The organism is Clostridium sp. AF50-3 (genome assembly GCF_003477445.1).
GTDB classification, from domain to species: domain Bacteria; phylum Bacillota; class Clostridia; order Lachnospirales; family Lachnospiraceae; genus Otoolea; species Otoolea fessa.
The window spans coordinates 219,354-245,827 of record NZ_QUDH01000006.1 but is presented as its reverse complement, the minus strand read 5'-3'; the positions used below and the strand labels follow the sequence as shown (position 1 = coordinate 245,827).

Annotated in this window: 27 protein-coding genes and 5 pseudogenes; 1 reads left to right on the top strand and 31 read right to left on the bottom strand. The window is 47.4% G+C overall.

The annotated features are described in order from the left end of the window. The 11 genes and pseudogenes from DW085_RS09350 to DW085_RS19130 form a co-directional block, all read right to left on the bottom strand. Window positions 1–130 (bottom strand): annotated as a pseudogene (locus tag DW085_RS09350) (GNAT family N-acetyltransferase); the annotation flags it as partial. A 64-nt stretch (window positions 131–194) separates the two neighbouring features. Beyond that, complete coding sequence (locus tag DW085_RS09345; RefSeq protein WP_003533403.1) at window positions 195–572, bottom strand: TnpV protein; 378 nt, start codon at window positions 570–572, stop codon at window positions 195–197. Next, window positions 532–894: a helix-turn-helix domain-containing protein gene (locus tag DW085_RS09340; RefSeq protein WP_306767393.1), complete on the bottom strand. Its 363-nt coding sequence runs from the start codon at window positions 892–894 to the stop codon at window positions 532–534. Before DW085_RS09340 ends, DW085_RS09345 begins: the two co-directional genes overlap by 41 nt. Window positions 895–965: 71 nt before the next feature. Further along, window positions 966–1,118, bottom strand: a pseudogene (locus DW085_RS09335) (Maff2 family protein); the annotation flags it as partial. A 106-nt stretch (window positions 1,119–1,224) separates the two neighbouring features. Further along, entirely contained in the window at window positions 1,225–3,078 is a 1,854-nt protein-coding gene (locus DW085_RS09330; RefSeq protein ID WP_118492350.1) for a VirD4-like conjugal transfer protein, CD1115 family, read from the bottom strand. Then, window positions 3,075–3,551, bottom strand: a complete 477-nt coding sequence (locus DW085_RS09325; RefSeq protein WP_002596311.1) for a PcfB family protein — start codon at window positions 3,549–3,551, stop codon at window positions 3,075–3,077. Before DW085_RS09325 ends, DW085_RS09330 begins: the two co-directional genes overlap by 4 nt. 119 nt (window positions 3,552–3,670) lie before the next feature. After that, the gene (locus tag DW085_RS09320; protein ID WP_002596310.1) at window positions 3,671–4,096 is read right to left on the bottom strand and encodes a hypothetical protein; all 426 of its coding nucleotides are present in this window, start codon (window positions 4,094–4,096) and stop codon (window positions 3,671–3,673) included. 114 nt (window positions 4,097–4,210) lie between these two features. Next, the gene (locus tag DW085_RS09315; protein WP_002596309.1) at window positions 4,211–4,759 is read right to left on the bottom strand and encodes a hypothetical protein; all 549 of its coding nucleotides are present in this window, start codon (window positions 4,757–4,759) and stop codon (window positions 4,211–4,213) included. Window positions 4,760–4,837: 78 nt separating this feature from the next. Continuing rightward, window positions 4,838–5,494, bottom strand: coding sequence for a hypothetical protein (locus DW085_RS09310; protein WP_002596308.1), 657 nt, complete (start codon window positions 5,492–5,494; stop codon window positions 4,838–4,840). A gap of 92 nt (window positions 5,495–5,586) precedes the next feature. Continuing rightward, window positions 5,587–5,955, bottom strand: a complete 369-nt coding sequence (locus DW085_RS09305; RefSeq protein ID WP_014081156.1) for a hypothetical protein — start codon at window positions 5,953–5,955, stop codon at window positions 5,587–5,589. 38 nt (window positions 5,956–5,993) lie between these two features. Continuing rightward, window positions 5,994–6,155 (bottom strand): hypothetical protein, encoded by a 162-nt coding sequence (locus DW085_RS19130; RefSeq protein WP_002596306.1) that lies wholly within the window; start codon window positions 6,153–6,155, stop codon window positions 5,994–5,996. A gap of 99 nt (window positions 6,156–6,254) precedes the next feature. Between DW085_RS19130 and DW085_RS09300 the strand changes: the two genes are divergently transcribed. After that, window positions 6,255–6,461 (top strand): helix-turn-helix transcriptional regulator, encoded by a 207-nt coding sequence (locus DW085_RS09300; protein WP_002596305.1) that lies wholly within the window; start codon window positions 6,255–6,257, stop codon window positions 6,459–6,461. Between the two features lie 46 nt (window positions 6,462–6,507). Here the strand turns inward: DW085_RS09300 and DW085_RS09295 are convergent, their stop codons facing one another. From DW085_RS09295 to DW085_RS09210, 20 genes and pseudogenes are all read right to left on the bottom strand, one after another. Next, window positions 6,508–6,840, bottom strand: coding sequence for a DUF6050 family protein (locus DW085_RS09295; protein WP_038259775.1), 333 nt, complete (start codon window positions 6,838–6,840; stop codon window positions 6,508–6,510). Beyond that, window positions 6,821–7,660 carry a DUF6017 domain-containing protein gene (locus DW085_RS09290; RefSeq protein ID WP_347475040.1) on the bottom strand — a complete coding sequence of 280 codons (840 nt, stop codon included), beginning with the start codon at window positions 7,658–7,660 and terminating at the stop codon, window positions 6,821–6,823. The genes DW085_RS09295 and DW085_RS09290 overlap by 20 nt, the downstream gene beginning before the upstream one ends. Beyond that, window positions 7,615–7,884, bottom strand: a complete 270-nt coding sequence (locus DW085_RS20550) for a replication initiator protein A (RefSeq protein ID WP_347475039.1) — start codon at window positions 7,882–7,884, stop codon at window positions 7,615–7,617. The genes DW085_RS09290 and DW085_RS20550 overlap by 46 nt, the downstream gene beginning before the upstream one ends. Before the next feature lie 15 nt (window positions 7,885–7,899). After that, the gene (locus tag DW085_RS09285; RefSeq protein ID WP_002596302.1) at window positions 7,900–8,781 is read right to left on the bottom strand and encodes a ParB/RepB/Spo0J family partition protein; all 882 of its coding nucleotides are present in this window, start codon (window positions 8,779–8,781) and stop codon (window positions 7,900–7,902) included. Beyond that, entirely contained in the window at window positions 8,774–9,556 is a 783-nt protein-coding gene (locus DW085_RS09280) for an AAA family ATPase (RefSeq protein ID WP_002596301.1), read from the bottom strand. The genes DW085_RS09285 and DW085_RS09280 overlap by 8 nt, the downstream gene beginning before the upstream one ends. 55 nt (window positions 9,557–9,611) lie before the next feature. Next, a complete protein-coding gene (locus DW085_RS19125; RefSeq protein WP_182430847.1) occupies window positions 9,612–9,755 on the bottom strand; it encodes a hypothetical protein in 144 nt (47 codons plus the stop codon). Beyond that, on the bottom strand, window positions 9,755–10,228 hold the full coding sequence (locus DW085_RS09275; RefSeq protein ID WP_002596299.1) for a DUF6075 family protein: 474 nt from the start codon (window positions 10,226–10,228) through the stop codon (window positions 9,755–9,757). Before DW085_RS09275 ends, DW085_RS19125 begins: the two co-directional genes overlap by 1 nt. Before the next feature lie 238 nt (window positions 10,229–10,466). Then, window positions 10,467–12,412: pseudogene (gene lysS / locus DW085_RS09270) on the bottom strand (lysine--tRNA ligase). 24 nt (window positions 12,413–12,436) lie between these two features. Continuing rightward, a complete protein-coding gene (greA, locus tag DW085_RS09265; RefSeq protein ID WP_107001044.1) occupies window positions 12,437–12,919 on the bottom strand; it encodes a transcription elongation factor GreA in 483 nt (160 codons plus the stop codon). Window positions 12,920–13,138: 219 nt separating this feature from the next. Continuing rightward, window positions 13,139–14,092, bottom strand: coding sequence for a tRNA dihydrouridine synthase DusB (dusB, locus tag DW085_RS09260; protein WP_117795850.1), 954 nt, complete (start codon window positions 14,090–14,092; stop codon window positions 13,139–13,141). A 16-nt stretch (window positions 14,093–14,108) separates the two neighbouring features. Continuing rightward, window positions 14,109–14,498 carry a DUF6145 family protein gene (locus DW085_RS09255; RefSeq protein WP_243033985.1) on the bottom strand — a complete coding sequence of 130 codons (390 nt, stop codon included), beginning with the start codon at window positions 14,496–14,498 and terminating at the stop codon, window positions 14,109–14,111. A 143-nt stretch (window positions 14,499–14,641) separates the two neighbouring features. Next, window positions 14,642–15,615: pseudogene (gene pfkA, locus DW085_RS09250) on the bottom strand (6-phosphofructokinase). Window positions 15,616–15,882: 267 nt separating this feature from the next. Continuing rightward, window positions 15,883–19,357, bottom strand: a pseudogene (locus DW085_RS09245) (DNA polymerase III subunit alpha). 137 nt (window positions 19,358–19,494) lie between these two features. After that, complete coding sequence (locus DW085_RS09240; protein ID WP_107001048.1) at window positions 19,495–19,749, bottom strand: HPr family phosphocarrier protein; 255 nt, start codon at window positions 19,747–19,749, stop codon at window positions 19,495–19,497. Window positions 19,750–19,862: 113 nt separating this feature from the next. After that, entirely contained in the window at window positions 19,863–20,819 is a 957-nt protein-coding gene (gene whiA / locus DW085_RS09235; protein ID WP_022359301.1) for a DNA-binding protein WhiA, read from the bottom strand. 16 nt (window positions 20,820–20,835) lie between these two features. Continuing rightward, a complete protein-coding gene (rapZ, locus tag DW085_RS09230; RefSeq protein ID WP_022359300.1) occupies window positions 20,836–21,711 on the bottom strand; it encodes an RNase adapter RapZ in 876 nt (291 codons plus the stop codon). 40 nt (window positions 21,712–21,751) lie between these two features. Next, complete coding sequence (gene murB / locus DW085_RS09225; protein ID WP_118467291.1) at window positions 21,752–22,666, bottom strand: UDP-N-acetylmuramate dehydrogenase; 915 nt, start codon at window positions 22,664–22,666, stop codon at window positions 21,752–21,754. A 96-nt stretch (window positions 22,667–22,762) separates the two neighbouring features. Continuing rightward, window positions 22,763–23,689: an HPr(Ser) kinase/phosphatase gene (hprK, locus tag DW085_RS09220; RefSeq protein ID WP_022359298.1), complete on the bottom strand. Its 927-nt coding sequence runs from the start codon at window positions 23,687–23,689 to the stop codon at window positions 22,763–22,765. A 40-nt stretch (window positions 23,690–23,729) separates the two neighbouring features. Then, the gene (gene uvrC / locus DW085_RS09215) at window positions 23,730–25,607 is read right to left on the bottom strand and encodes an excinuclease ABC subunit UvrC (RefSeq protein ID WP_118467289.1); all 1,878 of its coding nucleotides are present in this window, start codon (window positions 25,605–25,607) and stop codon (window positions 23,730–23,732) included. Between the two features lie 112 nt (window positions 25,608–25,719). After that, window positions 25,720–26,313 carry a DUF1653 domain-containing protein gene (locus tag DW085_RS09210; RefSeq protein ID WP_022359296.1) on the bottom strand — a complete coding sequence of 198 codons (594 nt, stop codon included), beginning with the start codon at window positions 26,311–26,313 and terminating at the stop codon, window positions 25,720–25,722. Window positions 26,314–26,474: the final 161 nt, after the last annotated feature.

Sequence of the window (26,474 nt, the reverse complement as noted above, 5' to 3'; positions counted from 1 at the left end):
AGCAATATGCAAATCCTATAATTTTATTATTTTCTTTAGCTATAAACCCAAATGAACTGGTATCATTAAGAAATCCTTTTAAATTATCAATATCAAAAACCATATTATCATCAATTAAAACTTCTTCCATTTTTTTTCACGCTATCAAAACTCCTTGTCAACTTTCGATTTGTCATAATCATTCTACCATACCGTTATGAATAAATCATCTCTTGCAAAATAATTTCTTCTGCCCGGTTGTGAATGTTATTGCAACGCTGCACCCATTCCATTTGATGGGTACGCTTCAATTCCTCGGTCACACCATCGGCAGCCTTCATCTGCTCCATGATGGTGTCTAACCGTTCCTGTGCCTGTTCGTTCAGGTCTGCAAGATATGTCCATAACTCCCCGGTCAGTGTCAATGTGTTCAATCTGGCTGGGTGGGCTTCTCTTAAATATTCCCGGTGCATCCGTCCGTACTTTCCGATAGGGCGGTGTTCCTCCGGCAGCTTCAAATCTGGGATATAGTAATCTCCGACAAGGATATAATCAATTCCGTTTTCCGTTATTCTTGGTTTCAATTCGCTCATGTTCCTTACCTCCTGTGGAAGCAGGCTCGTCTGGTACTAACTCAATCACATCGGTAATCTCACAATTCAGCGTTTCGCAGATACGGGCCAATGTATCCATGCTGATGTGCTTTCCCTCTTTGCTCATGTTGGCAATCATATTCGTTGTCATACCGGCGGCAAGCCTTAAATCTTCTTTTCTCATATCACGCTCTAACAGTGTATGCCAGAGTGGTTTATAGCTGATGTGCATATTGTTTTCCTGCCTTTTTATCCATACCACCGGGGCGGCTGCCCCGGCAGGAACTTTTCTCTTATTATAACACCAATCTTGTGTAATCACAATTTATTCTTGTATCCTGCCGCTGATACCGTCTGGATTGTGCTTTTCCTTTCTTTTTGTTCCCTTTAATTAGCCATAAACTGCTTGACCCCTTGTGATTTTGCCCCTGGGTTATCATTTCCGTATCCCTCAAGAAGATTGATAACGCCCCATACTGCCACGCCTGCTCCGATTGCGGTTACAACGGTCTTTAATCCTGTTACTGCTGATGTAAAAAATGCCATATTCAGTTACCTCGTTCTTTCCGAAAATTTATTTTTGTCAAAAATAAGGAGCATTGCTTTCTATCCGCAAAACTCCTGTACCTCTGGACATCGTGTCCAAATGTTCCTATTCAGTTGTATCCGGGGAAATCTCCCCGCATTCAAAGGCTTCATCTACCTTTGTCTTTTCTGTGACCTTCAAGTGGTGCAGATGTTTCACATACTGTTCCATATCAAAGGCATTTTTCTTGTCATAATCGGACAGCTCTTTGTACCGCTTGTGCTTCGTTATATCGAATTTATCCGAGAAAAATGGTCTGACACCTCTAAGCTGCATAATACATTTCCCGCCATCCATGACAGCAATCTCATCTTGGCTCATCAGTTCCTTTCCGGTCTTTTGGTAATTCAGACCGTAGGACTGGCTCGTCCCCCTCGTATCCGAGGTGTTGTACAGGTCAATGGTTTCTTTCCCCAATACCTCTGCTAATTCCTTTAGGGTGGTCTTTTCCTTTCCTCCGAGAAACAGCGTAGTGTCGCAGTTGCCCTCTATGGTATCGGCATTGTCCCTGTAAATCGCTTTGAGCTGTGATTTTGACTGCAAAATAATAGAAGCTGATATTTCCCTGCTTCGGATCGTAGCAATCAGCTTCTCAAACTGTGGAATCTGCCCGATGTTCGCAAACTCATCAAGGAGCATACGCACATGAACCGGGAGCCTTCCGTTATAAACATCGTCTGCCTTGTCGCAAAGCAAATTAAAGAGCTGGGAATACATGATAGACACCACAAAGTTAAACGTAGCATCTGTATCAGAAATAATAACGAACAACGCTGTTTTTTCCTCTCCCAGCGTGTCAAGCTCCAGTTCATCATATTCCATCAGGTCACGCAGCTCTTTTATATCAAATGGTGCTAACCTCGCACCGCAGCTAATCAGAATCGACTTCGCTGTTTTTCCTGCCGCAAGCTTATATTTCTTATACTGCCTTACAGCAAAATGGTTCGGGTCTTTTTCCTCCAGCTCCTCAAAGAGCAGATCAACAGCATTTTTGAAGTTTTCATCGTCCTCTCTTGCTTCACTTGCATCAATCATATCAATCAGCATGGCGAAATTCTGTTCTTCCTCCGGTGCTTCGTACCAGATGTATGCAATCAATGCTGTATAATAGAGTTTTTCTGCTTTGACCCAAAAGTCCTCACCGGATTGCTGCCCCTCTCCTTTTGTGTTGACTATGATTGTGTTGACGAGTTTCAAAATGTCCTTTTCGCTCCGCAGATAAGCAAATGGATTATAATGCATGGATTTTGCAAAGTTTATGGTGTTGAGGACTTTAATCTTATACTTGCCCCGCTTCAGCATCTTCCCACATTCCACTAAGATTGTGCCTTTCGGGTCAGTGACGCAATAGGACGAGTGCATCTGCATCAGGTTCGGCTTCACGAAAAATCTTGTTTTACCGGAGCCGGAACCGCCAATCACAAGAATATTTTTATTTCTTGCATACTTCGGTTCTTTCGGTCTGCCGGACATCATCAGACGCTCCGTAGCGGTCAGAAGAATATTATTTTCAAATACAGAATCCATATATGGCTCTATATCTTTGGCATTCCCCCACCGTGCAGAACCGTATTCCACACCCTGCCGGAATTTCTTGGCATTCTTCGCCTTATAATAAACAATGAATTTTAAGGCAACGCCTCCGGCGATTCCAATCAGCAAATCACTCAGAAAAAAACTAGGGAACGGATTGGAAAACATCCTGTCCATTTGGCTCATTACTACCATCATCTTGTCAGACGCATTACTGCCCTCTGCCACTCTCCATAAAAATGCTGCCTTATTACAGAAGTACCCGGCAAGCACATAGGGAAGATTCAGCAGTATCAGCTTTTTAACATCTGCACTTTTTGCTTTTTCCTTCAGCTTTTTGGGGACAGCATTTAAATCTTTGGTAATGCCTGCTATGATATTAGTCATAGGCTCTGCCCCCTGTCCTTATTCTTTTCCCGGCTCCGTTCTTTGTTCTGATCCTTTGATACCACATCCCGGAAATGCTTTAATTTCTGCCTTACAGAAGTCCTACTGTTCTTTTTCTCATTTCCATAAACAAATTCCTTAAATGCCTGTGCCACAGCATCGGCATCCCTGCCCTTGAAAAATACCAGATACTTCGGTGGCTCGGTGGTCTTATCCTTTTTCACAGCAAAATCAACATTGTATTTACGAGCTACCCGCTCAAAGGATTTGATATTGCCATCTGTGATTTCAATGGATGAAGCACCTGCACCCTCGCCCACCAGTTCCTTAACCGACACTTTCCCATGCGTTTTCTGTGCCTGTTTTCTGCAATGATTCAGATACATTCTCATGGCAGATTTCAGGATATTGGCATCCAGCTTTGCAGCCTTAATCACAAGGGCGATTGTTTTCTGCGTTACTTCTTCCTGCATCTGTACCTCCTTCTTTCCTTTTTACTGCTGTTCCTTCAGGGCGGAACAAGCAGCCGATGTAGTAAATATTTCATGTTCTCTCCTTTCCGCTTCTGGACATCGTGTCCAAAAATTCTGATTTACAGGCAGCCTGCTCTGATACAGTCCTCGTACTCCCTTAATGCTTCCTCTGTATCTGCATCCACAGATAACTGGATACGAACAAAATCATGCAGCGTTCCCGCTAAAAGAAAATCCTTATAAAGCCGCCCAAAATCCTCAACAAACTTCTTTATCAAATGTTCCGGATCATCTCCAGCATGATATTGTACATAAATCTGACTTCTGCCTGTGTTTCCCAGCATATCCGTCAACTGATACGTCAGCTCTCCTGTCTGCTTGACCGAAATCTGAATCAGATTGTAATTCTTTCTCAATTTAAAATAGCTACTATGATACTCCGACGTTATTGTGATGTTTGGATTTTCTTCCAGTTCCATCACAACATCTGCCAGTTTTCCCAATAACGCTGCGGCTGCTTTTTTCTGAAATTCTCTCTTTTTCATTTCATCTGACCTCCATCCGGCTTCTGGACATCGTGTCCAAAAGCAATAAAAAAGGGCAGCTACAAATCTTTCGACTCATAACTGCCCTGACGCTGTTTTCTGTTTTTCCATGCCCTATTCCTTATATCGAATGACAGGGCACTGTTTTTGTTTATTTCCTATTTTTCTCCGCTCCAAGGCAAACACCATATCTCCGGTTCGCTCAAAAAAGCCGATGTCCTTTTTCCAGCTCATTCCACATTTGCAATGCTGCAAACCAATAAACTGCTGTTTCATTCTCCTGCCGCATACCGGACACCGCTTATTACTGCTTCCCTTTTTCTTTTTCGGCACATCCTCCTTTTTCTCCTTCGGCGGCTTTTCTTCCGGTATCCCATTTTCCGCAATACGAAGCTCATATCGTGGCAATTTTAAAAGATATGCTCGGTAAACCTCTTCATACGGAACCCAGATTGCAAGAGATTTCAGTTTTTCATAAATCCGGTCAATAATCTGCTTTGCTACCTCCTCATTTGGTATCTCTCCATTTTCCTTATAGAAAATGCAGGTTTCCCGAAACATCCAGTCTGCTATTTTCATCTTCTGCTTCTGTTTTAAATCCTTATAGGTCTTATTCGGCTGTTTCTGCTGTTTATATGCCAGTGAATGATGATTTGGTTTCATACAATCCCTCTTTCGGACAAATTCTGTTCAAAGCCATTATAACAAAATTTATGCCTGTATCAAATATTTCCGGTACATTTATTTCAACAGCATAACCGTACACATCTGTGCATGGAACAGACCATTCTCCACCGTAACATTATCAAGCAGCAATGCCTGAAACAACACATTCCTCACATTTTCAAGACTGACGATTTTCTGTTCATTCTCCGGCAGATGTACAAACTCCACACCGTCCTCCACAGCAGATTTTCTTGCGGCTTCACAATGAGTAAAAAGTCCCAGAATATACTTATTTGACATGGCAAAAGCATAGGTTTTCTGTCCATCATATACAATCTGGTACTTCTCCGCTGCTCCTTCCGGCAGACTGAAAACGCACTGCACTATTTCTAAACAAACCTTACCTGCATAGTCCGGTTTCAGTTTATTTTTATAGCGTTGTATTTTCCACTGGATTTCACTACGCTCCACAGGGGAATGGGTACGCTTAAACTGAATTTTCCGGCACAACATATCCAAATCCATATACACGTTATTTCCTACAAGATGCTCCGTATATCCTCTATATTCCCCCAACCGCAACAAATACGAAAGCACCTCATTCAGCTTTTCCTCTGATTCTATGAACTGAAACGGTTTTTCTCCAAATTCCAGATATTCAAACTGTAATGGGCAGCTCCCTTTCTCTATCTCCCGTTCCATAACTCTTTTTACATCTCGTAATGATTCCATTTTGCTCCTTTCCGCTTCTGGACATCGTGTCCAAAAGCAATAAAAAAAGGGCAGCTACAAATCTTTCAATTCATAACTGCCCTGACGCTGTTTTATTTCAGTTCTATTTCTGCCATTTTTGCAAATACTGCTTTTTGCTCTAAAAGCTCTTTCTGTTTTTCCTCCGGCAGACATTTGAAGATTTCCTCATATCCCATTTCCAGCATCGGCGTTCCCTTTGCGAAGAGATAGAGCCGGGTATCAAGCCATTCCTGCCATAAGTCCTCAAACATACTCTCACTGTCTGTATAGGTTATAACATCATTAAATCCATACTCCGGTGTGTAATATTGCAGCTTCACAAAACCGTACCGTCCTACATCCAATACCAAAATGCTTTCCAGCTCATACAGTTCTGCATAGGCTGCGGCAACCTTTTTGCACCGTTCCCGTTCTATGTCTGTAATGTAACTTTTCTCCACAGTTGCAAACCTCCTGTTTCGAGGCATCGTGCTGCCTCTTATTCAATCTTCCGTGTTTCTATTTCAAAAACACTTCCGTCCCTTGTTTTTATTGTAAAAATATTTGCGGCATCAGAGGTATCTATATCCTCAATCCCTAAAGCCACATCATTTTCATCTAATACTTCGTATAGCTGATCCTTAAACTCATTATGTTCCATAACTTTTTACTCTCCTTGTATGTTTTATGGTGCGTACACGCACCATATTATTATATGTTTCATGCACTTAGAATACAAGTGTGGAAAGGAGCTTTCAGTATGATTAAATACGATCCGCTTTGGCGTACGCTAAAGGAAAAAGGAATCAGCCAGTACCAGCTTATCAAAGATTATGGCATTGATAAAGCACAGCTTCAGCGGCTTCGGCAGAACCTTGTTGTAAAAACGCTTATTTTAAACAGGCTTTGCCAGATACTTAACTGCCGGATTGAAGAGATTATGGAATACGTCCCGGATGATAATTAAAGGTGTTGTTCTGATTGATGAACAATGCCTTTTTCATTTTCGCTTTTCATCTGCACCTTTGGACATCGTGTCCAGAAGTATCACTGATTATCTTTATTATCTCCATCAGCACCATAACCATTCTCAGAATTACAACCACACCGCCAATCAGACCACCTACAATACAGTTCAGTGCCAGTATTCCTATACTTCCTGCAATTCCGAAATTTTTTGGTATGAGAATCATACACATTTTTCTGATCCCATAAGGACAGCCGACCAGTACCCAATACAGGAAAAAATCAAATCCTTCTGCTTTTCTGCAAATCGGATAACAGGTTATCATCCAAACTGCCAGCAACGATACCGGAAGCACAATTTTAACCAATATTCTTTTCATTCCAGCCACCTCCGTACATATCATGCTGTACCTCCTGCTGATAATAATGATTCATCGTTGAGGGTGCATTATAAAGAGCTGTTACCATATATGCCTTGATATTTGCAATTTTCGTAGTTGTTTCCTGCATACATCCTATCACATATTCCAAATGGGAGCTATTCAGTTTGAGGAACTTTGATTTTACAAGCTCATATGGATAATCATTTCCACCGATTTTAACAGTCTTATGCTTCACACATACAATCTCGCAGATTACCTCATACAATTCCTCATACAGCCCTTTGTCCTGCCATCTGCCATATTTCATGTGATGTTCGTACTCAATATTCTCTTTGATGATTTCCATGTAAGCATTGACATCTTCCATCACATCAATCTCCCCTTCCAACTCACTGCCGGATTGATTGATAGGATTGATATAATTCCTATCAATATTACTCTGGTTAGTATGATTATAGTTAGTATAATTAGGGTCTGCTTTTTGAACTTCCGCAAGTTCAGATATTGTACTTCTTGAAGTAAAATTTTTAGACTTCTGGAAGTCTGCTTTTTGAACCTCTTGAAGTTCAGTTTCTGAACTTCTGGAAGTATAACTTTTAGAACTCTTGAGGTTCAAATCCTGAACTTCTGTGGAAACATCAGCATTTGCAGGCGTTTCTTCTTCTGCTTCTCCTATTGTGGCAAAATTCTTTACATAAATAATATCCGGTTTTCCAAGTCCCCTGCGTTTCTTTTCGATCAATCCTATCCCATTATCACTGTCCAACTCTTTCATAATCTTAACACAGGTTGCTTTTGCACATCCCAAATCCTCCATGACATTATCAAGAGTATAAATGATATAGCTCTGTTTTCTTCATCCAACCAGCCATTTTTCATAGACAGTGACATACGGTCAAGCATCAGACCGTACAGGAGCTTGGCATCGCTGCTAAGCCCCTTGAAACGCTCGTCTTTAATCAGCAACCGAGGAACACGATAAAAGGAAAACTGTTCTGCTTCAATCCCATAGTAATAATCAAACTGTATCTGTTTACCCATTTTACCGCACCCCCTTTACTGTTTCTTCTGCCATTCCTCCAATAATTGCAGGATAATCCCCTCAATCTCTTCGCTGGAGTATTCCTCTGAAAAAAACTGGCTGATTTTTTCAGACTTGATTGTAACTTTCCTCTCTTTCGGCTTTTCCTCGGTCAGTATCAGACGCACCATCGGCAGCGTCAGTTCGCCGCTTTTCCCATATTCCTTCAGCTTGGCAGACTGTACTGTGGAAATATTTGCTCCGCTTTCCTCAAGGATTACCAGCACCCACTGTTGTGCATCTTCCGACAGAAAGGAAATGTCAACACCCTGTACCAGACCGATTTTCTTTCTGTCAACCAACTCTAGCAGCTCATCGGACAGCCTTGCAAGCCAGATATACCGTTGCACCGTCTTTCCGCTTTCTCCGGCAGCTTCTCCTACCTCGTCAAGCGTATTTCCGTTTCCTTTTCTGCCCTGATGCTTCATAGCCTCGTATTTCATGGCATAAGCTTTCGCCTTCTCACTTGGCAGAATGTCCTCACGCTGAATGTTGGAATCCACCATGATAATCGTAGCTTCATCGTCTGTATAATTGCGGACTATCACAGGCATATCCTCTTTTCCTGCCCGTTCTGAACCTCGTTTTCTGCGGTGTCCGGCTATGATTTCATAGCCACCCTCTGCCCTCGGTCTTGCAATTCCCGGTACGAGCACCCCATACTTACTGATGCTTTCCGTTGTTTCTTCCATTTTTTCATCGTCCAGTACACGGAACGGATGATTTCTAAACTCATGCAAATCCGTGAGCTTGGCTCTGATAATCTGCTCTTCGCTCCCTGTCTTTTCTTCTGCATTTCCAAATAAATCATCATAACTGCTTAATTTTACCTTTGCGGCACTTCCTGCTTTACTCATTCCCAAGCACCTCCTCCGTCAAAGACTGATAAGCAGCGGCTACTTTGCCTTTCGGATCATGTTCGTAGATACTGACACCCTCTGCGGAAATCTCTGCCGCACGGACGGAAATGGGAATACTGTTTTCAAATATCCGCACCTTGCTACCGTAATTCTCCACCAGTAATGCAGTAATGTCCTTTGCATAATTGGTTCGAGCATCCACCATTGTCAGCAGAATCCCCTCAATCATCAGCTTCGGGTTAATCTGTCTCCTGACCTTTCCTATGGTCTTAATAAGCTGCTGCAACCCTTTTGCCGGAAGATATGCCGCCTGCACTGGAATCAGAATACTGTCCGCACAGGCAAAAGCGTTTATAGTAATCATGCCGAGAGAGGGCATACAGTCAATCAGAATATAATCATAATTATCCTTTACCAGCTCTATGTAGGAACGCATCACAAGCTCTCTGCTCATCACATTTACAAGTGATACTTCCAGACCGGAAAGCTCAATGTTTCCCGGCATCAGGTCAATTCCCTCTTTGTGTTTCAGGATACCATAATCCGCTTCCATATCTTCATCATTGATGATATTGCCAAGTGCTGTTGCAAGTGTTTCCTCTAGCTTGTCCGGCTCTGTGAAGCCAAGACTGTCTGTCAGACTGCCCTGTGCATCGGCATCAATCAGCAGGACTTTCTTGCCCTGTTTTGCCAATCCTATGCCTAAATTACTGGTTGTGGTGGTCTTGCCCACACCACCTTTTTGGTTTGCGATTGCGATTATTTTACACATGATAGATTCTCCTTTGTTTTCTGCTATTTTTCTGCTACGTTTCTTTTCTTTACTTCTACATACGCCCTGTAAAATTTCTTCGTTCCCTTATTCGGATACATCTCGGAAACTCCGTTACTTCCACTTTCGGATTCCTCTGCAAAATCTTTCCGAACCACTTAATATCATTCTTTGTTCCCATCAATCTGACTTTTAACATTAGTCTGTTCCTCCCAATAAGGCATACAGCTTATGGTTGTATGTGGCATATTCCGGATACCGAATCTGAATTGCCTGCCAGAAATATGGTGCATAAGCACAGCAGAATATTTCCTCCACCGTGTACTGCCTGCACTCGTCCACCTGTTCTTCTGCATCTTCATAATCGGAAACACTTGGTGTTCCATTGCAATACAGATTGAATGCCATTCTGATCACTCTCACACTTCCACTGGTCTGCCAGCCTTCGTGTAAACACTCTGTTATTACGCATCCTGTTTTGAAATCATAAATTCTGTAAACATTTCTTCTGGTATCATCGCTGATCCCAAGACAATAGCAGAGTGCCTTGTGGTAAACATCCTGATACCGGACTTCCTTTAACTTCTCGTAGTAGAATTTCTCATGTGCATCGCTGATAAAAATAATCTTTTCTTCCTTTTTGGTTTCTGCTCCTAACGCTGTACTTGTCATAATAGAACCCTCCTTGTGTTATTTTGATTTTGTTTTGACCATAACAACAGAAAAAGGACACTCTCCGTTTTATTGGAAAATGTCCTTTTAATAGCATTCAACTATTAAGTTTTGAAAGGTTCTGATTTCTAAAACATCCCTTTTCAGTCCATATTAGTCCACCGAATGACACAAATTTGATGTCAATTTGATGTCAAACACTCGATAAACTCATAAAAGTCTATGGATTTTCTGATTCTTAGTACAACTTCGCACCTGCCGGAATCCGGTCATTCACCATGAGAAGATTTAATCCCTCATGTCCATCTTCCTCGTGTACTGCTGAAATCAGCATACCCTCGGAATCAATGCCCATCATCTTTCTCGGAGGCAAATTTACGATTGCAATCGCTGTCTTGCCAATCAGATCTTCTGGCTCGTAATACTCGTGAATACCGCTTAAAATCGTGCGTTTCCGGTCTGTTCCGTCATCCAGAGTGAACTTTAAAAGCTTCTTTGACTTCGGTACTGCTTCACATTCCAGAATCTTTACTGCACGGAAATCAGCCTTTGCAAAGGTATCGAAATCAATCATTTCTTCAAACAATGGTTCGATTTTTACGTTGGAGAAATCAATCTTTTCTGCAACCTTTTCCTCTGCCACAGCAGCATTTTCTACTGCCTTTTCAGCCTTCCCTTCGCCCTTCTTAGCGTCTAAGACTTCATTGTCGGGAACAGCAGTACGTCACGGATTGCCTGGGAATCGGTCAGCAGCATAACCAGACGGTCGATACCGTATCCGATACCACCTGTCGGCGGCATACCGATCTCCAGTGCGTTCAGGAAGTCTTCATCCGTATGATTTGCTTCCTCATCGCCAGCAGCAAAAGCCTCTTCCTGTGCTTTGAAACGTTCTCTCTGATCGATCGGATCATTTAACTCAGAGTATGCGTTACACATCTCGCGGCCGTAGATATACATCTCGAAGCGCTCAACCAGCTCCGGATTGGACGGTTTTCTTTTGGTCAGCGGAGATACCTCAACCGGGTGATCCATAACGAAGGTCGGCTGAATCATCTTCTCCTCGCAGAACTCCTCGAAGAACAGATTGATGATATCACCCTTCTTATGGCGCTCCTCAAATACAACATTGTGCTCTCTTGCGATTGCCTTTGCTTCCTCGTCAGTTTTAACAGTGTTGAAATCAACGCCGGAGTATTTCTTAACTGCATCGATCATGGTGATGCGCTCGAACGGCTTGGACATATCAATCACAGTGCCGTTATAGCTGATGACAGAGCTTCCGCAGACTTTCTCAGCCAGGTAGCGGAACATACTCTCGGTCAGTTCCATCATGCCCTCATAGTCGGTGTATGCCTGATACAGCTCCATCAGGGTAAATTCCGGGTTGTGACGGGTATCAACACCCTCGTTACGGAATACACGACCAATCTCGTAAACACGCTCTAAGCCGCCTACGATCAGTCTCTTTAAGTAGAGTTCCAGAGAAATACGCAGTTTTACATCTTCATCCAGAGCATTATAATGGGTCTCAAACGGACGTGCAGCCGCACCGCCGGCATTAGCTACCAACATCGGGGTCTCCACTTCCATAAATCCGCGTCCATCCAGGAAATTGCGGATCTCCTTGAGGATCTGAGAACGTTTTACAAAGGTGTCTTTTACTTCCGGATTCATGATGAGATCCACATATCTCTGACGATAACGGATATCCGTGTTGGTCAGTCCGTGAAATTTCTCCGGCAGAATCTGCAGACTCTTGGACAGCAGTACGATGGACTCTGCGTGAACGGAGATCTCTCCCATCTTGGTGCGGAATACGGTACCTTTGATTCCGACAATATCACCGATATCCATCTTCTTGAAATCTCTATAAGCCTCTTCGCCTACGCTGTCTCTGGCAACATAAGACTGGATATTGCCCTTTAAATCCTGCACATTGCAGAAAGATGCCTTACCCATCACACGTTTGGACATCATACGTCCTGCGATCGTAACCTCTTTGCCATCCATCTGCTCAAAGTTATCCTTGATCTCGCTGCTGTGTGCAGTTACATCAAATTTTGTAATCTGGAACGGATCCTTTCCGTTGTCCTGAAGGTCTTTCAGTTTCTCGCGGCGCACCTTTAATAACTGATTTAAGTCCTTCTCCTCGTTCTTATTCTGCTGATTCTGCTCTGCCACTTTCTCTTTCACTCCTTCGTCTCTTTATGATACTCGCTGGATGTCCAGGATCTTGTACTGGATAACGCCCGCCTGTGTCTCTACGTCTACGGTCTCGCCAGCTTTCTTGCCAAGCAGGGCACGACCAACCGGAGACTCGTTGGAGATCTTACCATCTAAGCTGTTTGCCTCGGTGGAACCTACGATCTTAAATTCCATCTCTTCATCCTCTTCGACATCCAGTACCTTTACCTGACATCCGATGCTGATCTTATCCAGATCGATCTCATCCTCAACAACAACCTCTGCGTTTTTCAACAGTTTCTCAAGGTCTACGATTCTTGCCTCGATGTCTCTCTGTTCATCTTTTGCTGCATCATACTCAGCGTTCTCAGACAGGTCGCCCTGCTCTCTCGCCTCTTTGATCTTCTGTGCGATCTCCTGGCGTTTATTTACTTTCAGATCATGAAGTTCATCTTCATACTTTTTCAATCCTGTGTAAGTTAAAATGTTCTTCTTTTCTGCCATGACAGCTATCCTTCCTTCTATCGATTCATCATTGAATCCCCTAATAATTGCATCGCACTATTATACATGATTCTTGGTGTAATGTCAAGAATCACAAAGTGCCATAATGGCTTTAAAAACAAGGGAAAATCCTACATTTTCGTGCTTTTTCTGTGCCTTTCGATTTCGTCCATCCATGTAACACAACCATCGTTTTGATTCCACACATTCATCCTTCTCTTAAATTCTCTCATCCACCAGCCGTTCCAGCTCCTCCAGCGTCTCCACCTGGTTTATATCATTGCGAAGCGCCGACGAATGTGGAAATCCTGCCGTATACCATGCCACGTGCTTACGCATCTCCCGCATTGCGATCTCCTCGCCGCGAAATTCCGTCTGAAGCGTCCCATGGCGGACAATCATCCTCTTTACTTCCTCCGCAGTCGGCGGCGGCAGAAGTTCTCCGGTTTCCAGATAGTGGAGAATCCGTTTAAACAGCCATGGATTTCCTTTCGCGCCGCGCGCCACCATGATGCCGTCGCAGCCGGTTTCTTCCTTCATTCTCTTGGCATCTTCCGGTGTAAATACATCACCGTTTCCCCAGACCGGGATTGAAACCGCCTCTTTGACCTGACGGATGATGTCCCAGTCCGCCTTTCCGGAATAATACTGCTCTCTCGTCCGTCCATGCACGGCTACCGCCGCCACGCCGCAGCTCTCTGCCATCTTCGCAAACTCAACCGCATTGATATTCGAATCATTAAATCCCTTGCGGAATTTGACCGTAACCGGTTTATGAAGTTTCTTTACCATCGCCGTCAAAATCTGCTCTGCCAGCTTCGGATCCTTCATCAGTGCCGAACCTTCGCCGTTATTGACAATCTTTGGCACCGGACAACCCATGTTGACGTCGATGATGGCATACGGTCCTTCCTCCAGCTGCAGCGCCATCTCGCTCATGATCTCCGGATCTGAGCCAAACAGCTGCACCGCAACCGGCTCTTCTTCCGGCCGCGTCTCTAATAACGGCTTTGTATTGCGATTCTTATAAAGAAGCGCCTTCGCGCTGACCATCTCCGTGTACATCAAACCACATCCCTGCTCCTTACAGAGCAGACGGAACGGCAGATCCGTCACACCTGCCATCGGCGCAAGGGCGATTGCATTTTTTAATTCTACGTTTCCAATCTTCATTTTATTTCTAATCTTCCTAATACCGTTCCATCTGCTCGTCGTCTAACAGTTCGTCCGCCGGGATTCCCAGCACCTTCACCTTATAATACAGCTCCAGCGATTCCAGCAGCTCACGCTTCTCCGCCTGATACTGCTTGATTTTAAGCGCGCTTCCGATCTCGTCAAAGAGGTAATCATTCTCCTCCGCCTCAACCTTAAACTGCAGTCTGCCATCCGGCATAAACTCCAGCAAAATAATACCGCCGATGTCCTCTGTGTACATAACACACATGATCTGCAATTCCTGCTTAATTGACTCCGGCAGCCCCGAAAACTGCTCATTCAGATAATATTTTTCCACATACGAATTCGCACCGCAGAGTACGGTGGAGTCCCCATCTGTATTGGGATTCTGCATTTCTGCCATTTTCTTGCACCTCCATCTGTTTCATTTTCCATTGCCCACAAACAGGGCTGACGCACGAACGGAGAGCAGGCTCTCCCTTTATCCCTGAGAAGCCTGTTCTCCGTTCATATGCCAGCCCATCTCACAAGCAGCCATCAAATTCCTTAACGAATCAGCAGCTTACTAATCTCATACTGATCTTCCGGAATATCCTTCTTCATATTCAGCGCCTCCTGAATATCAAAATCCAGAAACTCGCCGTGCTTATACGCTACCACGCGGTTGGTCTTTCCTTTTTCCAGCAGCTCCACCGCCTTGGCGCCCATGATGGACGCATAGACGCGGTCTTTACAGGTCGCGCGCCGCCTCGCTGCATATAACCAAGGATCGTCGCACGTGTCTCGATGCCGGTTGCCGCCTCGATTCGCTTCGCCATCGACGCGGAATGTCCGATGCCCTCGGCATTAATGATAATATGATGTCTCTTGCCGCGTTTCCGGTTATCGATGATGCGGTTGATCAGCATCTGCTCATTGCCATCGTACCGCTCCGGAAGCAGAATATCCTCGGCGCCGTTAGCAATACCGCACCACAGGGCGATATATCCCGCGTGGCGTCCCATAACCTCGATGATACTGCAGCGCTCATGGGAGGTGGAAGTATCTCTTACCTTATCGATCGCCTCCATCGCCGTGTTGATCGCGGTATCAAACCCGATCGTATAATCGGTGCAGGCAATATCCAGATCGATCGTGCCCGGAAGACCTACCGTATTGATTCCCAGCGCGGATAACTTTCCGGCGCCGCGGTAGGAACCATCGCCGCCGATGACGACCAGACCGTCAATGTTGTGCTTGCGGCAGATTTCTGCACCGCGCTTCTGACCTTCCTCGGTCATAAATTCCGGACAGCGGGCTGTGTATAAGATCGTACCGCCACGGCCAATCGTATCTGCCACGCTGGTTCCGTCCATGTCCACAATCTCTTCCTGCAAAAGTCCAGCGTAACCACGCATGATACCTTTTACCTTCATGCCCTTGTTGATCGCAGTCCGGACCACCGCACGGATCGCTGCATTCATACCCGGCGCATCGCCGCCGCTTGTCAGTACACCAATCGTTTTAACCTCTTTTGCCATCGCTTATTCCTCCGTCCTAAGGCTTTCCGCTTCACATCCCCAACCGTGAACCAGCCGTTTTATTTTCGAATCTTTTGACCCTTCTGATACCAAATTGTTCTGCACTGCGTGCTACCACAATTTTCAAACAATTTTATTGTAATTCATTTTATAGGTCATTTCAAGATTTTTTATGATATTTTTTTAACATGTCGCCAAAGCGTGTTACTGTTCACACATACATGCCCAGTTACCAAAGCTTCTAATGTCCAATGCAAATTTTAACACTTATGAAGAAATCTTCCCCAGCGGCTTCTCCACCACCTTGACGTTCTTCTCTCCCAGCATCTCGCTGAGCGTCGTCACCAGCGCCTCGCCTGCCCGCACATTCCAGTTGCGCGGCAGAACCTTTTTCGCGCGCTCACGTCCCAGGTAAATGATCACGGTGTCATTTCCATCACTTGTTTTCAGGAGGTCGAGAAGTTCTTTCTCTCCCGCCAGATACGCATCCTTGTCCGCATACTGAATCCACAGCTCGCGCGGCACCTGCGAAAATGGGATAATCTGCTCGCAGATCAGTTTTCCGACCGGCTCATCGCCGACCGATGCGCGCCCGCGGATAAAGACTTTTTCATCCTTGATCAGCATATCGCGCCGTTTTTCATAATCCTTCGGGAATACCAGCACTTCCACACTTCCCGCCAGATCTTCCACCGTCAGGAACGCCATCATTTTGTTATTCCGGGTCGTCTTAACCGTTTTCTCGGTGATCATTCCGCCGATCGTCACATACGCGCCGTCGTGAATCACCGCCGAACCTGTCTCCTCATCCACAACAAAATCGGAGCTCTTCGCCGTCACATTTTTCTCCCAGGTGCCGATATATTCCTCCAGCGGATGCCCGCTGACGTAGACGCCCAGCATTTCTTTCTCGTATGCCAGATATTCTTCCCTCGAATACTCTCCGACATTCGGAAATGTGATCTGAAAACTCTTCTTGTCCTCTTCCGCTGCAAAATCAAAGAGTGACATCTGCCCTTCCATCGTATTTTTCTTCTCTTTATTCTTCTGATCGACCATCGAACCGCAGACCATACATTTCTGCTTGCGGGTTCCCGGCAGCCCGTCCATCGCACCGGATTTGATAAAGCTTTCCAATGTGCGCTTATTGACCTCCCTGCCCGACATCCGGTCAATGAAATCTTCCAGCGATCGGAATTTTCCATGTTCGGTCCGCTCCCGCACGATCTCATCCACCACCGACTGACCGATACTCTTGATCGCCGATAAACCATAGCGGATCGCACCGTCCGAAACGGAGAAGCCGCCCTCGCCCTCATTGATATCCGGCGGCATGATCTTCATCCCCATCTGACGGCAGCTCATGATATATTCCGATACCTTCGTAACATTATCCTTGACCGAGGTCATCAGCGCCGCCATGAATTCGACCGGATGGTAATATTTCAGATATGCTGTCTGGTAGGAGACAACCGCGTATGCCGCCGCGTGCGACTTGTTGAAGGCGTATTTCGCGAAATCGATCATCTCATCGTAAATATGGTTCGCCGTCTTCTCGTCGATCCCATTCGCAATACAGCCCTTTACGCCCTCTTGTGCATTGCCGTAGACGAAATTCTGGCGTTCTTTCTCCATGACTGCCGCTTTTTTCTTTGCCATCGCACGGCGCACCAGGTCGCTTCGTCCCCAGGTATAGCCAGCCAGATCGCGCACGATCTGCATAACCTGCTCCTGATAGACGATACAGCCATAGGTCGGCGCCAGAATCGGTTCTAACTGCGGGCACTCATAGACAATCGAAGCCTTGTCATTTTTGCCTGTCAGATAACGTGGAATGAAATCCATCGGACCCGGACGATACAGGGAAATACCGGCGATCAGATCCTCCAGGTTTTCCGGCTTTAACTCTTTCATGAATCCTTTCATGCCGGAACTCTCCAGCTGGAACACACCGTCATTTTTGCCGGTTCCAATCGAATCCAGCACCTTTTTATCGTTGTAATCGATCTTATCTATATCAAGCGGTTTTCCGGTCGTTTTCTCCACCAGGCGAACCGCATTCTGGATAACCGTCAGGGTTCTAAGACCCAGGAAATCCATTTTCAGAAGTCCCAGCTCTTCCAGCGTCGTCATCGTAAACTGGGTCGTGATCGAACCGTCAGATGCCCTGGACAACGGCACATACTCATCGACCGCCGCACGGCTGATGACAACCCCCGCCGCATGCATGGAGGTATGTCTCGGCAGCCCCTCCAGACGTTTACTCATGTCGATCAGATATTTGACCGAATCATCCGACTCATACGCCTCACGCAGATCCGGACTGGCTTTGAGCGCCTTGTCTAGCGTCATGCCGAGATCACCCGGAATCATTTTTGCGATCGCATCACACTGTGCATACGGCATATCGAGCGCGCGCCCCACGTCGCGGACGACACCCTTTGCCGCCAACGTACCGAGGTAACAATCTGCACGACGCGGTCTTTTCCGTATTTCCGCACGACATAGTCGATAACCTCCTGACGCCGTTCGAAACAGAAATCGACGTCGATATCAGGCATGGAAACTCGTTCCGGGTTCAGGAAACGCTCGAAAATCAGCTGATAGCGGATCGGGTCGATGTCCGTGATCTCCAGACTGTACGCGACGATACTGCCCGCCGCCGAACCACGTCCCGGACCGACCATGATACCGTTTGATTTTGCAAAATGGATAAAATCCCACACAATCAGAAAATAATCGACATATCCCATCGAATGGATAACGTCCAGCTCATACCTCAGGCGCTCCCGCAGCGTCCCATCGTCGTTCGGGTAGCGCTTGTGAAAGCCCTCCCCGCAGAGCTTCTGCAGATATTCCCAGGACGTATATCCGTCCGGGACATCATACTGCGGCAGCTTCGTCACGCCAAACTCGATCTCGACATTGCACCTCTCGGCGATCTTGTGCGTGTTGTCAAGTGCTTCCTGTGCATACGGAAACAGCGCACGCATCTCCTCCTCGGATTTGACATAGAACTGCCCGCCCTCATAGCGCATCCGGTTCTCGTCCGTGACTTTTTTGCCCGTCTGGATACAGAGCAAAATATCGTGCGATTCCACATCTTCTTTATAAATATAGTGGCAGTCGTTCGTCGCCACCAGCGGAATCTGCAGTTCCTGGCTCATCCGCATCAAGCCCTGGTTGACCGTCCGCTGCGCCGGGATGCCGTGATCCTGCAATTCCAGAAAGAAATTGTCCGGTCCAAAGATATCGCGGTATTTCTGCGCCGACTTGCACGCTTCCTCATACATGCCTCTCGACAAATACCTCGGGATCTCGCCCGCCAGACACGCGCTGAGTGCAATAATGCCTTCATGGTAGGTTCTCAGCACCTCGTCATCCACACGCGGTTTATAATAAAATCCCTCGACAAAACCCTTGGAGACGATCTTCATCAGATTCTGATAGCCGGTATTATTTTCCGCCAGCAGAATCATATGATAATAGCGATCCTCGCCGCTTCCCGCCTCCCGGTCAAAACGCGATCCGGGCGCCACATAGATCTCACAGCCGATGATCGGCTTGATCCCATTTTCTCTGGCTGCCCGGTAAAATCGATCACGCCGTACATGACGCCGTGGTCGGTAATCGCCAGACTGTCCATCCCCAGTTCCTTCGCCCGGGCGGTCAGTTCTTTTATTTTACTCGATGCGTCAAGCAGACTGTACTCTGTATGCACATGCAGATGTGTAAATGCCACCTTTTTCCTCCCATTCAGATCTTTTAAGGGACTGCCATTTCCCGCGAAACGACACCCCCTCGTCTATCAAAGCTCTTGTTTTGTGTAACTGTTACGTCCCCTGTCTCTTTCCGAAAAACGGTCAGAAATCTGGATTTCTACTGATTGCTCAGATATTTCTCAATTCCCTCGATCGCACTCTCCTCGTCGCTGCCATCAGCCGTTACCTTTACGTGCGCGCCCTCTGCCAGTCCCAGCGTCATCATGCCCATGATGCTCTTTGCATTGACGCGTTTTTCTTCACTTTCCACATAGATGCTGCTCTCATACTGGCTTGCCACCTGCACCAGCATCGCCGCAGGACGTGCCTCCAGACCTGAACTCAAACCAATTCTGATTTCCTTACTTGTCATAATATCCTCCTCATCGAGCCCCGCTCGAAAAAAACGGCAAAATCCGCTGCCACTACTGTATCGCACGGAATTTTCCATCCGGGAAATTCCTGCCTGTGAACAATAACCTAACTTTACTCGCCCCGCTCTTCGCGGAGACTTTCAGCTACTGCACTTATCTTTCTGAGCCTGTGATTGACTCCCGATTTTCCAACTGGATGGCTCAGATTCTCCCCCAATTCCTTCAAGGTTGCATCCGGCATCTCCAGACGAACCTGTGCTACCTCTGAAAGAAGCTCCGGCAAGTAATCCAGCCCGACCGTATCACGGATGTATGTGATATCCGCAAGCTGCTTGACTGCCGCCGAAACAGTCTTATTGATATTGGCAGTCTCGCAGTTGACCTGACGGTTGACGCTGTTTCGCATTTCTTTCAGGATCCGGATATTTTCCAGCTCCATCAATGCCACATGCGCTTCCATCAGCCCCAGAAGTTCCACAATCTGACTGCCTTCTTTTATATATACCACATAATACTTCTTTCTGACAACTATTTTCGCATCGATGTCGAATGTCAGAATCACATTCTGAAGCTGCACCGCCTTTTCAAGCGACGCGCATACGATCTCAAAATGGTAAAATTTCTCCGGATCGCTTAAGGATCCGGCTGCCAGAAAAGCGCCCCGGATAAATGCCTTCTTGCAGCACGCATTCTGAATCACCAGATTCCGCACCACCGAAAGGTTTTCCCCGACATTTCCCTGCGCATCCACCATCTTGACCGCCTCCAGCACCCGGAGTGCATTTTCGTGATCGCGCACCAGAAGCGTATAAGAACGGCTCTTTTTTAAAAATGCATTGCGCCGGATCGAAATGTCCGCCTTAATATTAAATGTATTTTTCAATAATGTAAAGTATTTTCGTGCAACCGCTACGTTTTCCGTGTGGATCCGTATGCTGAAATGATCCTCTTCATCAATATGAATCTTGCCGCAAAGGCTCAAAATCGCCGCCAGCTCTGCAATCTGGCAGTGCCTCGCCTTGCTCAGCTGATGCGACAGCTCTTCCTTTACCCGGGCTGAAAATGACAAAGTCCTCTACCTCCGTTTACCCTTTTGTCCGGTTATCCATCTCTATGTCCCGATGTTCCAGTTTAAGCCCTATTTCCGAGTGCTCCTTGAGGCGCTCATAGAGCCGGTTCGCCACCGTAACTGAACGGTGCTTTCCACCGGTACATCCTACGGCTATGACAAGCTGATTCTTCCCTTCTTTTACATAGTACGGAAACAGGAAGTCAATCATGTCATAGAGTTTATCCAAAAATACGTCTGCCGTCCCGCCGCGGCGCACAAAGTCCTGCACCGCCTTCTCATTGCCAGTATGGCTTCTTAAATTCTCATCATAATAAGGATTCGGCAGAAAACGGACGTCAAACACGAGATCCGCGTCCGACGGAATCCCATATTTAAAGCCAAAGCTTAAGATCGTCACAAAGAGGCTGGAAAAGCGCTCGCGCCCCATGAAAATCCGTTCCAGTTCCGCCTTGAGCTCTCGCGTCAGAAGCGTGCTGGTGTCCAGAATATAGTCCGCCCGCTTTTTCAGGAAATCGAGTTTCAGGCGCTCTTTCGCAATACCGCGGTCCAGCCGCTCTTTTCCTGCCAGCGGATGGGAACGGCGCGTTTCCTTATATCGCTTGATCAGCACCTCATCGCTGGCATCCAGAAACAGGATCTCATACGGAAACTGGATGTTATTCCAATCATTCAGTGTTCCCTCCAGCTGTGCCAGCTCGTCGCCGCTGCGAACATCGATTCCCAACGCTGCACAGCTTACCTCCCCGCTGCTGCTCTGCACCAGCTCCGCAAATTTTCCCACCAGCGGGATCGGGAGATTGTCAACACAGTAAAATCCCATGTCCTCCAGCATTTTCAGTGCCGCCGTCTTTCCGGCTCCCGACATACCGGTTACGATCACAAGCCGCATATTGTTCCTCCCTTTTCCATACTCTATATATCTTAATATCTTAAAAGCCCAGCATCTTTACTTCCGTCTCCAGTTTCACCCCAAACTGCTCATACACGCGCTTCTGCACCGTCCCACACAACCCCGCGATGTCCGAAGCCGTCGCATGGTCGCGGTTGATAACGAAACCACAGTGTTTCTCCGACACCTGTGCGCCGCCCTCCTGATAGCCGCGAAGTCCGGCATCTTCGATCAATTTTCCAGCGAAATAGCCCTCAGGGCGCTTAAAGGTGCTTCCGGCACTCGGATATTCCAGCGGCTGTTTTTCCCGCCGTTTGGCTGCCAGTTCATCCATCCGCACCCGGATCGCTTCCGGATCACCTTTCTCCAGACGGATCCGCGCCGATAAAACGATATATCCGCGCTCCGGGATACAGCTGTGGCGGTAACCCAGATCCAGTTCTTCCGTTTTAAGCTCTTTTACCTCGCCGTCCGGCGTCATCACGCGCACAGATTCCAGCACATCCTTTAATTCTCCGCCGTAAGCGCCCGCATTCATGACCGCCGCGCCGCCCACGGTTCCAGGAATCCCGGCTGCAAACTCAAATCCGGTCATTCCATCTTTCTGCGCCTCCCTGGCGGCACGCGAAAGCAGCACACCGGCGCCCAGCTCATAGACGCCCGGTTCTCCCTCCGGACAGACCACCTCTGTAAACTGGCTTCCCAGAAGGATCATCACGCCCGGATAGCCCGCATCACTGACAAGCAGATTGCTTCCATTTCCTAATATGTAATACGCTTTCTCTGCCTCCCGGCACGCCGCCAGCACTGCCGCCAGCTCTTTTTCGCCCTCCGGGGTCACAAAATAGCGGGCTGGTCCACCAGCCCGAAAGGTCGTATGTGCGCTCATCGGCTCCTGCTCCCGCACGGAAGCAGCGCCGATGGCATCACAAAGTTTCTGATAAAAATTAGACATATCTATTTTCCTTTATTCATTTCATAACGGCTCCATCCCTTGCAAGTCGGGATTTCCGCACTAAATCACACGAATCAGACTGCGTGAATCGTTCCATTAATCTCTTCTTGCCAGGTTCGCCTGTACCCGCTTGTACAGTTCTTTCGCCGCATTATATCCCATCTTCTTGGTACGATAGTTGACTGCCGCCGACTCTACGATGATTGCCAGGTTACGTCCCGGACGGATCGGAATTGAATGGCATACAATCTTGTTGCCAAGGAACTCGGTATACTGATCTTCCATGCCAAGGCGGTCATACTCCTTGTCCTTATCCCACTCTTCCAGCTTGATTACCATGTCAATCGACTGTGTATCCTTTACGCTCTCTACACCGAACAGCGTCTTGACATCGATAATGCCGATACCGCGAAGCTCGATGAAATGACGGGTAATATCCGGTGCCGAACCGATCAGGGTTTCATCGCTGACGCGGCGGATCTCGACCACATCATCGCTGACGAGACGGTGACCGCGCTTAATCAGTTCCAGCGCTGCCTCACTCTTGCCGATACCGCTCTCGCCCATAATCAGGACACCCTCGCCAAATACATCGACCAGTACGCCGTGAATGCTGATCATCGGCGCCATCTTGACGTTCAGCCAGCGGATGATCTCCGCCATCAGATCCGAAGTCGTCTTCTCCGATACCATGCACGGAACCCCATAATGGTTACACAGCTCCAGCACTTCCTCCTCCGGTGCCATGCCGCGGCTATATACCAGACATGGTATACCCGAAGACAGCAGTTTGTCAAACATTTCCCGGCGGCGCTGCGGAGTCAGGGTCGAGATGTACGCATTTTCCACATAACCGATGATCTGCACACGGTCCTTGTCAAAATGGTCGAAAAATCCAGTCAGCTGCAATGCCGGACGGTTCACATCCGCATGCACCAGCATAACATTGTCCGTCTCCAGCTCCGGCGTCATATTGCGAAGCCCCATCTTATCGATCAGTTCTGTTATCGTCACTCCACCCATACTTTTGTCTCCTTTTATTTTTACTATTGTCTACATCCTATCACATCTTCCCCTGCTTGTCATCACGGAAAAATATATAGACTGCCTCGGCAGCTGCCCGGTTCATCTGTGGCGCAGCTTCCAGCTCCTCCACGCTCGCCTCCCGGACTGCTTCGATCGTCTTGAACGTCCGCATCAGAGACTTACGGCGCGCTGGTCCGATGCCCTTGATATCATCCAGCACGGAGCGCACCTGCTCCTTGCCCCGGAGACTCCGGTGGTACTCGATCGCGAACCGGTGCGCCTCGTCCTGAATCCGGGTGATCAGCTGAAATCCTTCCGAATGGCGATCGATTGGAATTTCCACATTCTGATAATACAATCCCCTCGTCCGGTGGTTATCATCCTTTACCATGCCACAGACCGGGATTTCCAGCTGAAGCTCTCTTAATACCTCCAGCGCGATATTAACCTGTCCGCGTCCGCCATCCATCATCAGCAGATCTGGAAAACGCGTAAAACTTCCCATCGCCAGATCGCCGCCCTCGGCTTGCAGTTTCTTCGTCTCCTCCAGGCCATGGGAAAACCGCCGCAGCAGCACCTCGCGCATTGAAGCGTAATCGTTCGGTCCCTGCACCGTCCGGATGCGAAATTTGCGGTAATCATTGCGTTTCGGACGTCCATTTTCGTAGACAATCATCGAACCGACCGACTCAAAACCGCTGATATTGGAAATATCGTAGGCTTCTACCCGCTTGATTCCCGAAAGTCCGATCCACGATCCAATCTGGTTCATCGCCCCGATCGTCCGAAGTTCCTCGCGCTTGATCTTCTCCTTATCCTGGGAGAGCACCATCTTCGCATTCTTCTCCGCCAGCTCGACCAGCCGCTCTTTCTCGCCCATCTTTGGCACGACAAAGCGCACCTTCTGTCCCCGGCGCGCCGTCAGGAAGCTGGCGATAACCTCCGCGTCCTCTAACTCCTCCTGCACCCAGATCTCATGCGGCACAAACGGCGTTCCCGCGTAAAACTGTTTGACGAAGCTGTTTAAAATTTCTGCCTTGCTCTCCGAGCCGGTCAGATTCATATGGAAATGTTCCCGCCCAATAAGCTTGCCATCGCGCACGAAAAACACCTGCACAACCGCATCGCGCTCATCCTTCGCCATCGCGATAATATCCCGATCTTCCATGCTCTGGCTCGTAATCTTCTGCTTCTGCGCCACCTTTCTGACACTTTCAAGCAGATCCCGGTACTCAATCGCCTTCTCAAACTCCATCGTCTCGGACGCCGTCCTCATCTTTTCTTCCAGATATTTCATGACCGGCTCATACTGTCCATTTAAAAAACCGACCGCCTGCTTCACCGATTTCTGATAATCTGCCTGTGAAATATACCCCTGACATGGCGCGTCGCACTGGTGAATATGGTAATAGAGGCACGGACGGTCCTTTCCCATATCCTGCGGCAGCTTCCGGCTGCACGCCCGGATCCGGTATATCTTCCGAATCAGCTCGATTGTGTCTTTGACTGCTCCCGCGCTCGTAAAAGGACCAAAATACTTATTTTTATCCTTTTTCATCTGGCGTGAAAACAAGATCCGCGGGTACTCCTCCGAAGCCGTCACCTTGATGTACGGGTACGTCTTGTCATCCTTGAGCATCGTATTGTAGCGTGGGCGGTGCTCTTTGATCAGGTTGCACTCCAGCACCAGCGCTTCCAGCTCCGAATCCGTCACGATATACTCAAAACGTGCTATCTTCGAGACCATCTGCTTGATCTTCGCCGTCTTATCCCGGCTGCTCTGGAAATATTGACGGACTCGGTTTTTCAGGCTGATCGCCTTGCCGACATAGATGATCGCGTCCTTCGCATCGTGCATAATATAAACACCCGGCTGCCCCGGCAGTTTTTTCAGTTCTTCTTCTATTTGAAACATCTCAAACCATCCTGTTTTGTAATCTGCTGCCACCACGTTTTCTTACGGCACTTTCGGTTCCAAAAGTGCCTACCCGTGAACAGTTACCCAGACTCTTCTGCCAGACAGCCGCTCACTTTCCATACCGCAGGCGCGGTGCATCGTACCTCTGCTGCATCCGGATGCACTGACGGATCGCGTCCAGCTCTTCCTCCACGCTTCCACCGACCGGATTCATATCCAGACAGAAGCAGAGACTGTCGAGATCCCGCTTGTCCACCTTGCCGCTCATTCTCTGGAGCACTTCCAGCCTGCCCTCGGTCGTTTCCTGATCCAGAAATTCTGCCACAAGCGGATGCAGCTCCGGTTCCTCCTGCGGTATGTCCCAGGAATGAGTGGCTGCGTCAGACATTTTCGAACGGCGAACACCTTCATTTACGACATGAGTCGTTCTGGTTGTCCTTATTTCCTGCTGTTTCGAATTTTCCCACGGACCCGCCGCAATCCGCTCAAACCGGTATCTCTGCGCCGCCTCCGGATATTTTACCCGATCTACCTCTTCCATAAACATAGAAAGCGGTCTAACCCAGACGCCATATTCTCCATAGAGCGCCTGATAGACAACCATCTTTTCCCCCGTTTCCGAGTGGGTCGCCACCGCCAGAATCTGATATTCTTTATTTTTAAAATGCCGGTACCGCTCGCCCGGCTTTGGAATTTCCCGCATGAATGCTGATACCTCCTTAAAACATCTCGCTAAGTGTTCACATTATATCACGATTCGCCGTTCGCCTTAAATCTGCAAGCAGCTTTCTGGCTCACTTGCGCTCATTATATCATAAGAACGTATTCTCACCCGTCCACTCACGAACCCGCGCTATCGCGCTC

Excerpts from the sequence above, each read along its gene's own strand:
- DW085_RS09345 (WP_003533403.1), bottom strand. The coding sequence starts at position 572 with ATGAGCGAATTGAAACCAAGAATAACGGAAAACGGAATTGATTATATC.
- DW085_RS09330 (WP_118492350.1), bottom strand. The coding sequence starts at position 3,078 with ATGACTAATATCATAGCAGGCATTACCAAAGATTTAAATGCTGTCCCC.
- DW085_RS09325 (WP_002596311.1), bottom strand. The coding sequence starts at position 3,551 with ATGCAGGAAGAAGTAACGCAGAAAACAATCGCCCTTGTGATTAAGGCT.
- DW085_RS09320 (WP_002596310.1), bottom strand. The coding sequence starts at position 4,096 with ATGAAAAAGAGAGAATTTCAGAAAAAAGCAGCCGCAGCGTTATTGGGA.
- DW085_RS09315 (WP_002596309.1), bottom strand. The coding sequence starts at position 4,759 with ATGAAACCAAATCATCATTCACTGGCATATAAACAGCAGAAACAGCCG.
- DW085_RS09310 (WP_002596308.1), bottom strand. The coding sequence starts at position 5,494 with ATGGAATCATTACGAGATGTAAAAAGAGTTATGGAACGGGAGATAGAG.
- DW085_RS19130 (WP_002596306.1), bottom strand. The coding sequence starts at position 6,155 with ATGGAACATAATGAGTTTAAGGATCAGCTATACGAAGTATTAGATGAA.
- DW085_RS09300 (WP_002596305.1), top strand. The coding sequence starts at position 6,255 with ATGATTAAATACGATCCGCTTTGGCGTACGCTAAAGGAAAAAGGAATC.
- DW085_RS09295 (WP_038259775.1), bottom strand. The coding sequence starts at position 6,840 with ATGAAAAGAATATTGGTTAAAATTGTGCTTCCGGTATCGTTGCTGGCA.
- DW085_RS09290 (WP_347475040.1), bottom strand. The coding sequence starts at position 7,660 with ATGGAGGATTTGGGATGTGCAAAAGCAACCTGTGTTAAGATTATGAAA.
- DW085_RS20550 (WP_347475039.1), bottom strand. The coding sequence starts at position 7,884 with ATGGGTAAACAGATACAGTTTGATTATTACTATGGGATTGAAGCAGAA.
- DW085_RS09285 (WP_002596302.1), bottom strand. The coding sequence starts at position 8,781 with ATGAGTAAAGCAGGAAGTGCCGCAAAGGTAAAATTAAGCAGTTATGAT.
- DW085_RS09280 (WP_002596301.1), bottom strand. The coding sequence starts at position 9,556 with ATGTGTAAAATAATCGCAATCGCAAACCAAAAAGGTGGTGTGGGCAAG.
- DW085_RS19125 (WP_182430847.1), bottom strand. The coding sequence starts at position 9,755 with ATGTTAAAAGTCAGATTGATGGGAACAAAGAATGATATTAAGTGGTTC.
- DW085_RS09275 (WP_002596299.1), bottom strand. The coding sequence starts at position 10,228 with ATGACAAGTACAGCGTTAGGAGCAGAAACCAAAAAGGAAGAAAAGATT.
- greA (WP_107001044.1), bottom strand. The coding sequence starts at position 12,919 with ATGGCAGAAAAGAAGAACATTTTAACTTACACAGGATTGAAAAAGTAT.
- dusB (WP_117795850.1), bottom strand. The coding sequence starts at position 14,092 with ATGAAGATTGGAAACGTAGAATTAAAAAATGCAATCGCCCTTGCGCCG.
- DW085_RS09255 (WP_243033985.1), bottom strand. The coding sequence starts at position 14,498 with ATGGCAGAAATGCAGAATCCCAATACAGATGGGGACTCCACCGTACTC.
- DW085_RS09240 (WP_107001048.1), bottom strand. The coding sequence starts at position 19,749 with ATGACAAGTAAGGAAATCAGAATTGGTTTGAGTTCAGGTCTGGAGGCA.
- rapZ (WP_022359300.1), bottom strand. The coding sequence starts at position 21,711 with ATGCGGCTTGTGATCGTAACCGGTATGTCGGGAGCCGGAAAGACGGCG.
- murB (WP_118467291.1), bottom strand. The coding sequence starts at position 22,666 with ATGTCTAATTTTTATCAGAAACTTTGTGATGCCATCGGCGCTGCTTCC.
- hprK (WP_022359298.1), bottom strand. The coding sequence starts at position 23,689 with ATGGGTGGAGTGACGATAACAGAACTGATCGATAAGATGGGGCTTCGC.
- uvrC (WP_118467289.1), bottom strand. The coding sequence starts at position 25,607 with ATGTTTCAAATAGAAGAAGAACTGAAAAAACTGCCGGGGCAGCCGGGT.
- DW085_RS09210 (WP_022359296.1), bottom strand. The coding sequence starts at position 26,313 with ATGCGGGAAATTCCAAAGCCGGGCGAGCGGTACCGGCATTTTAAAAAT.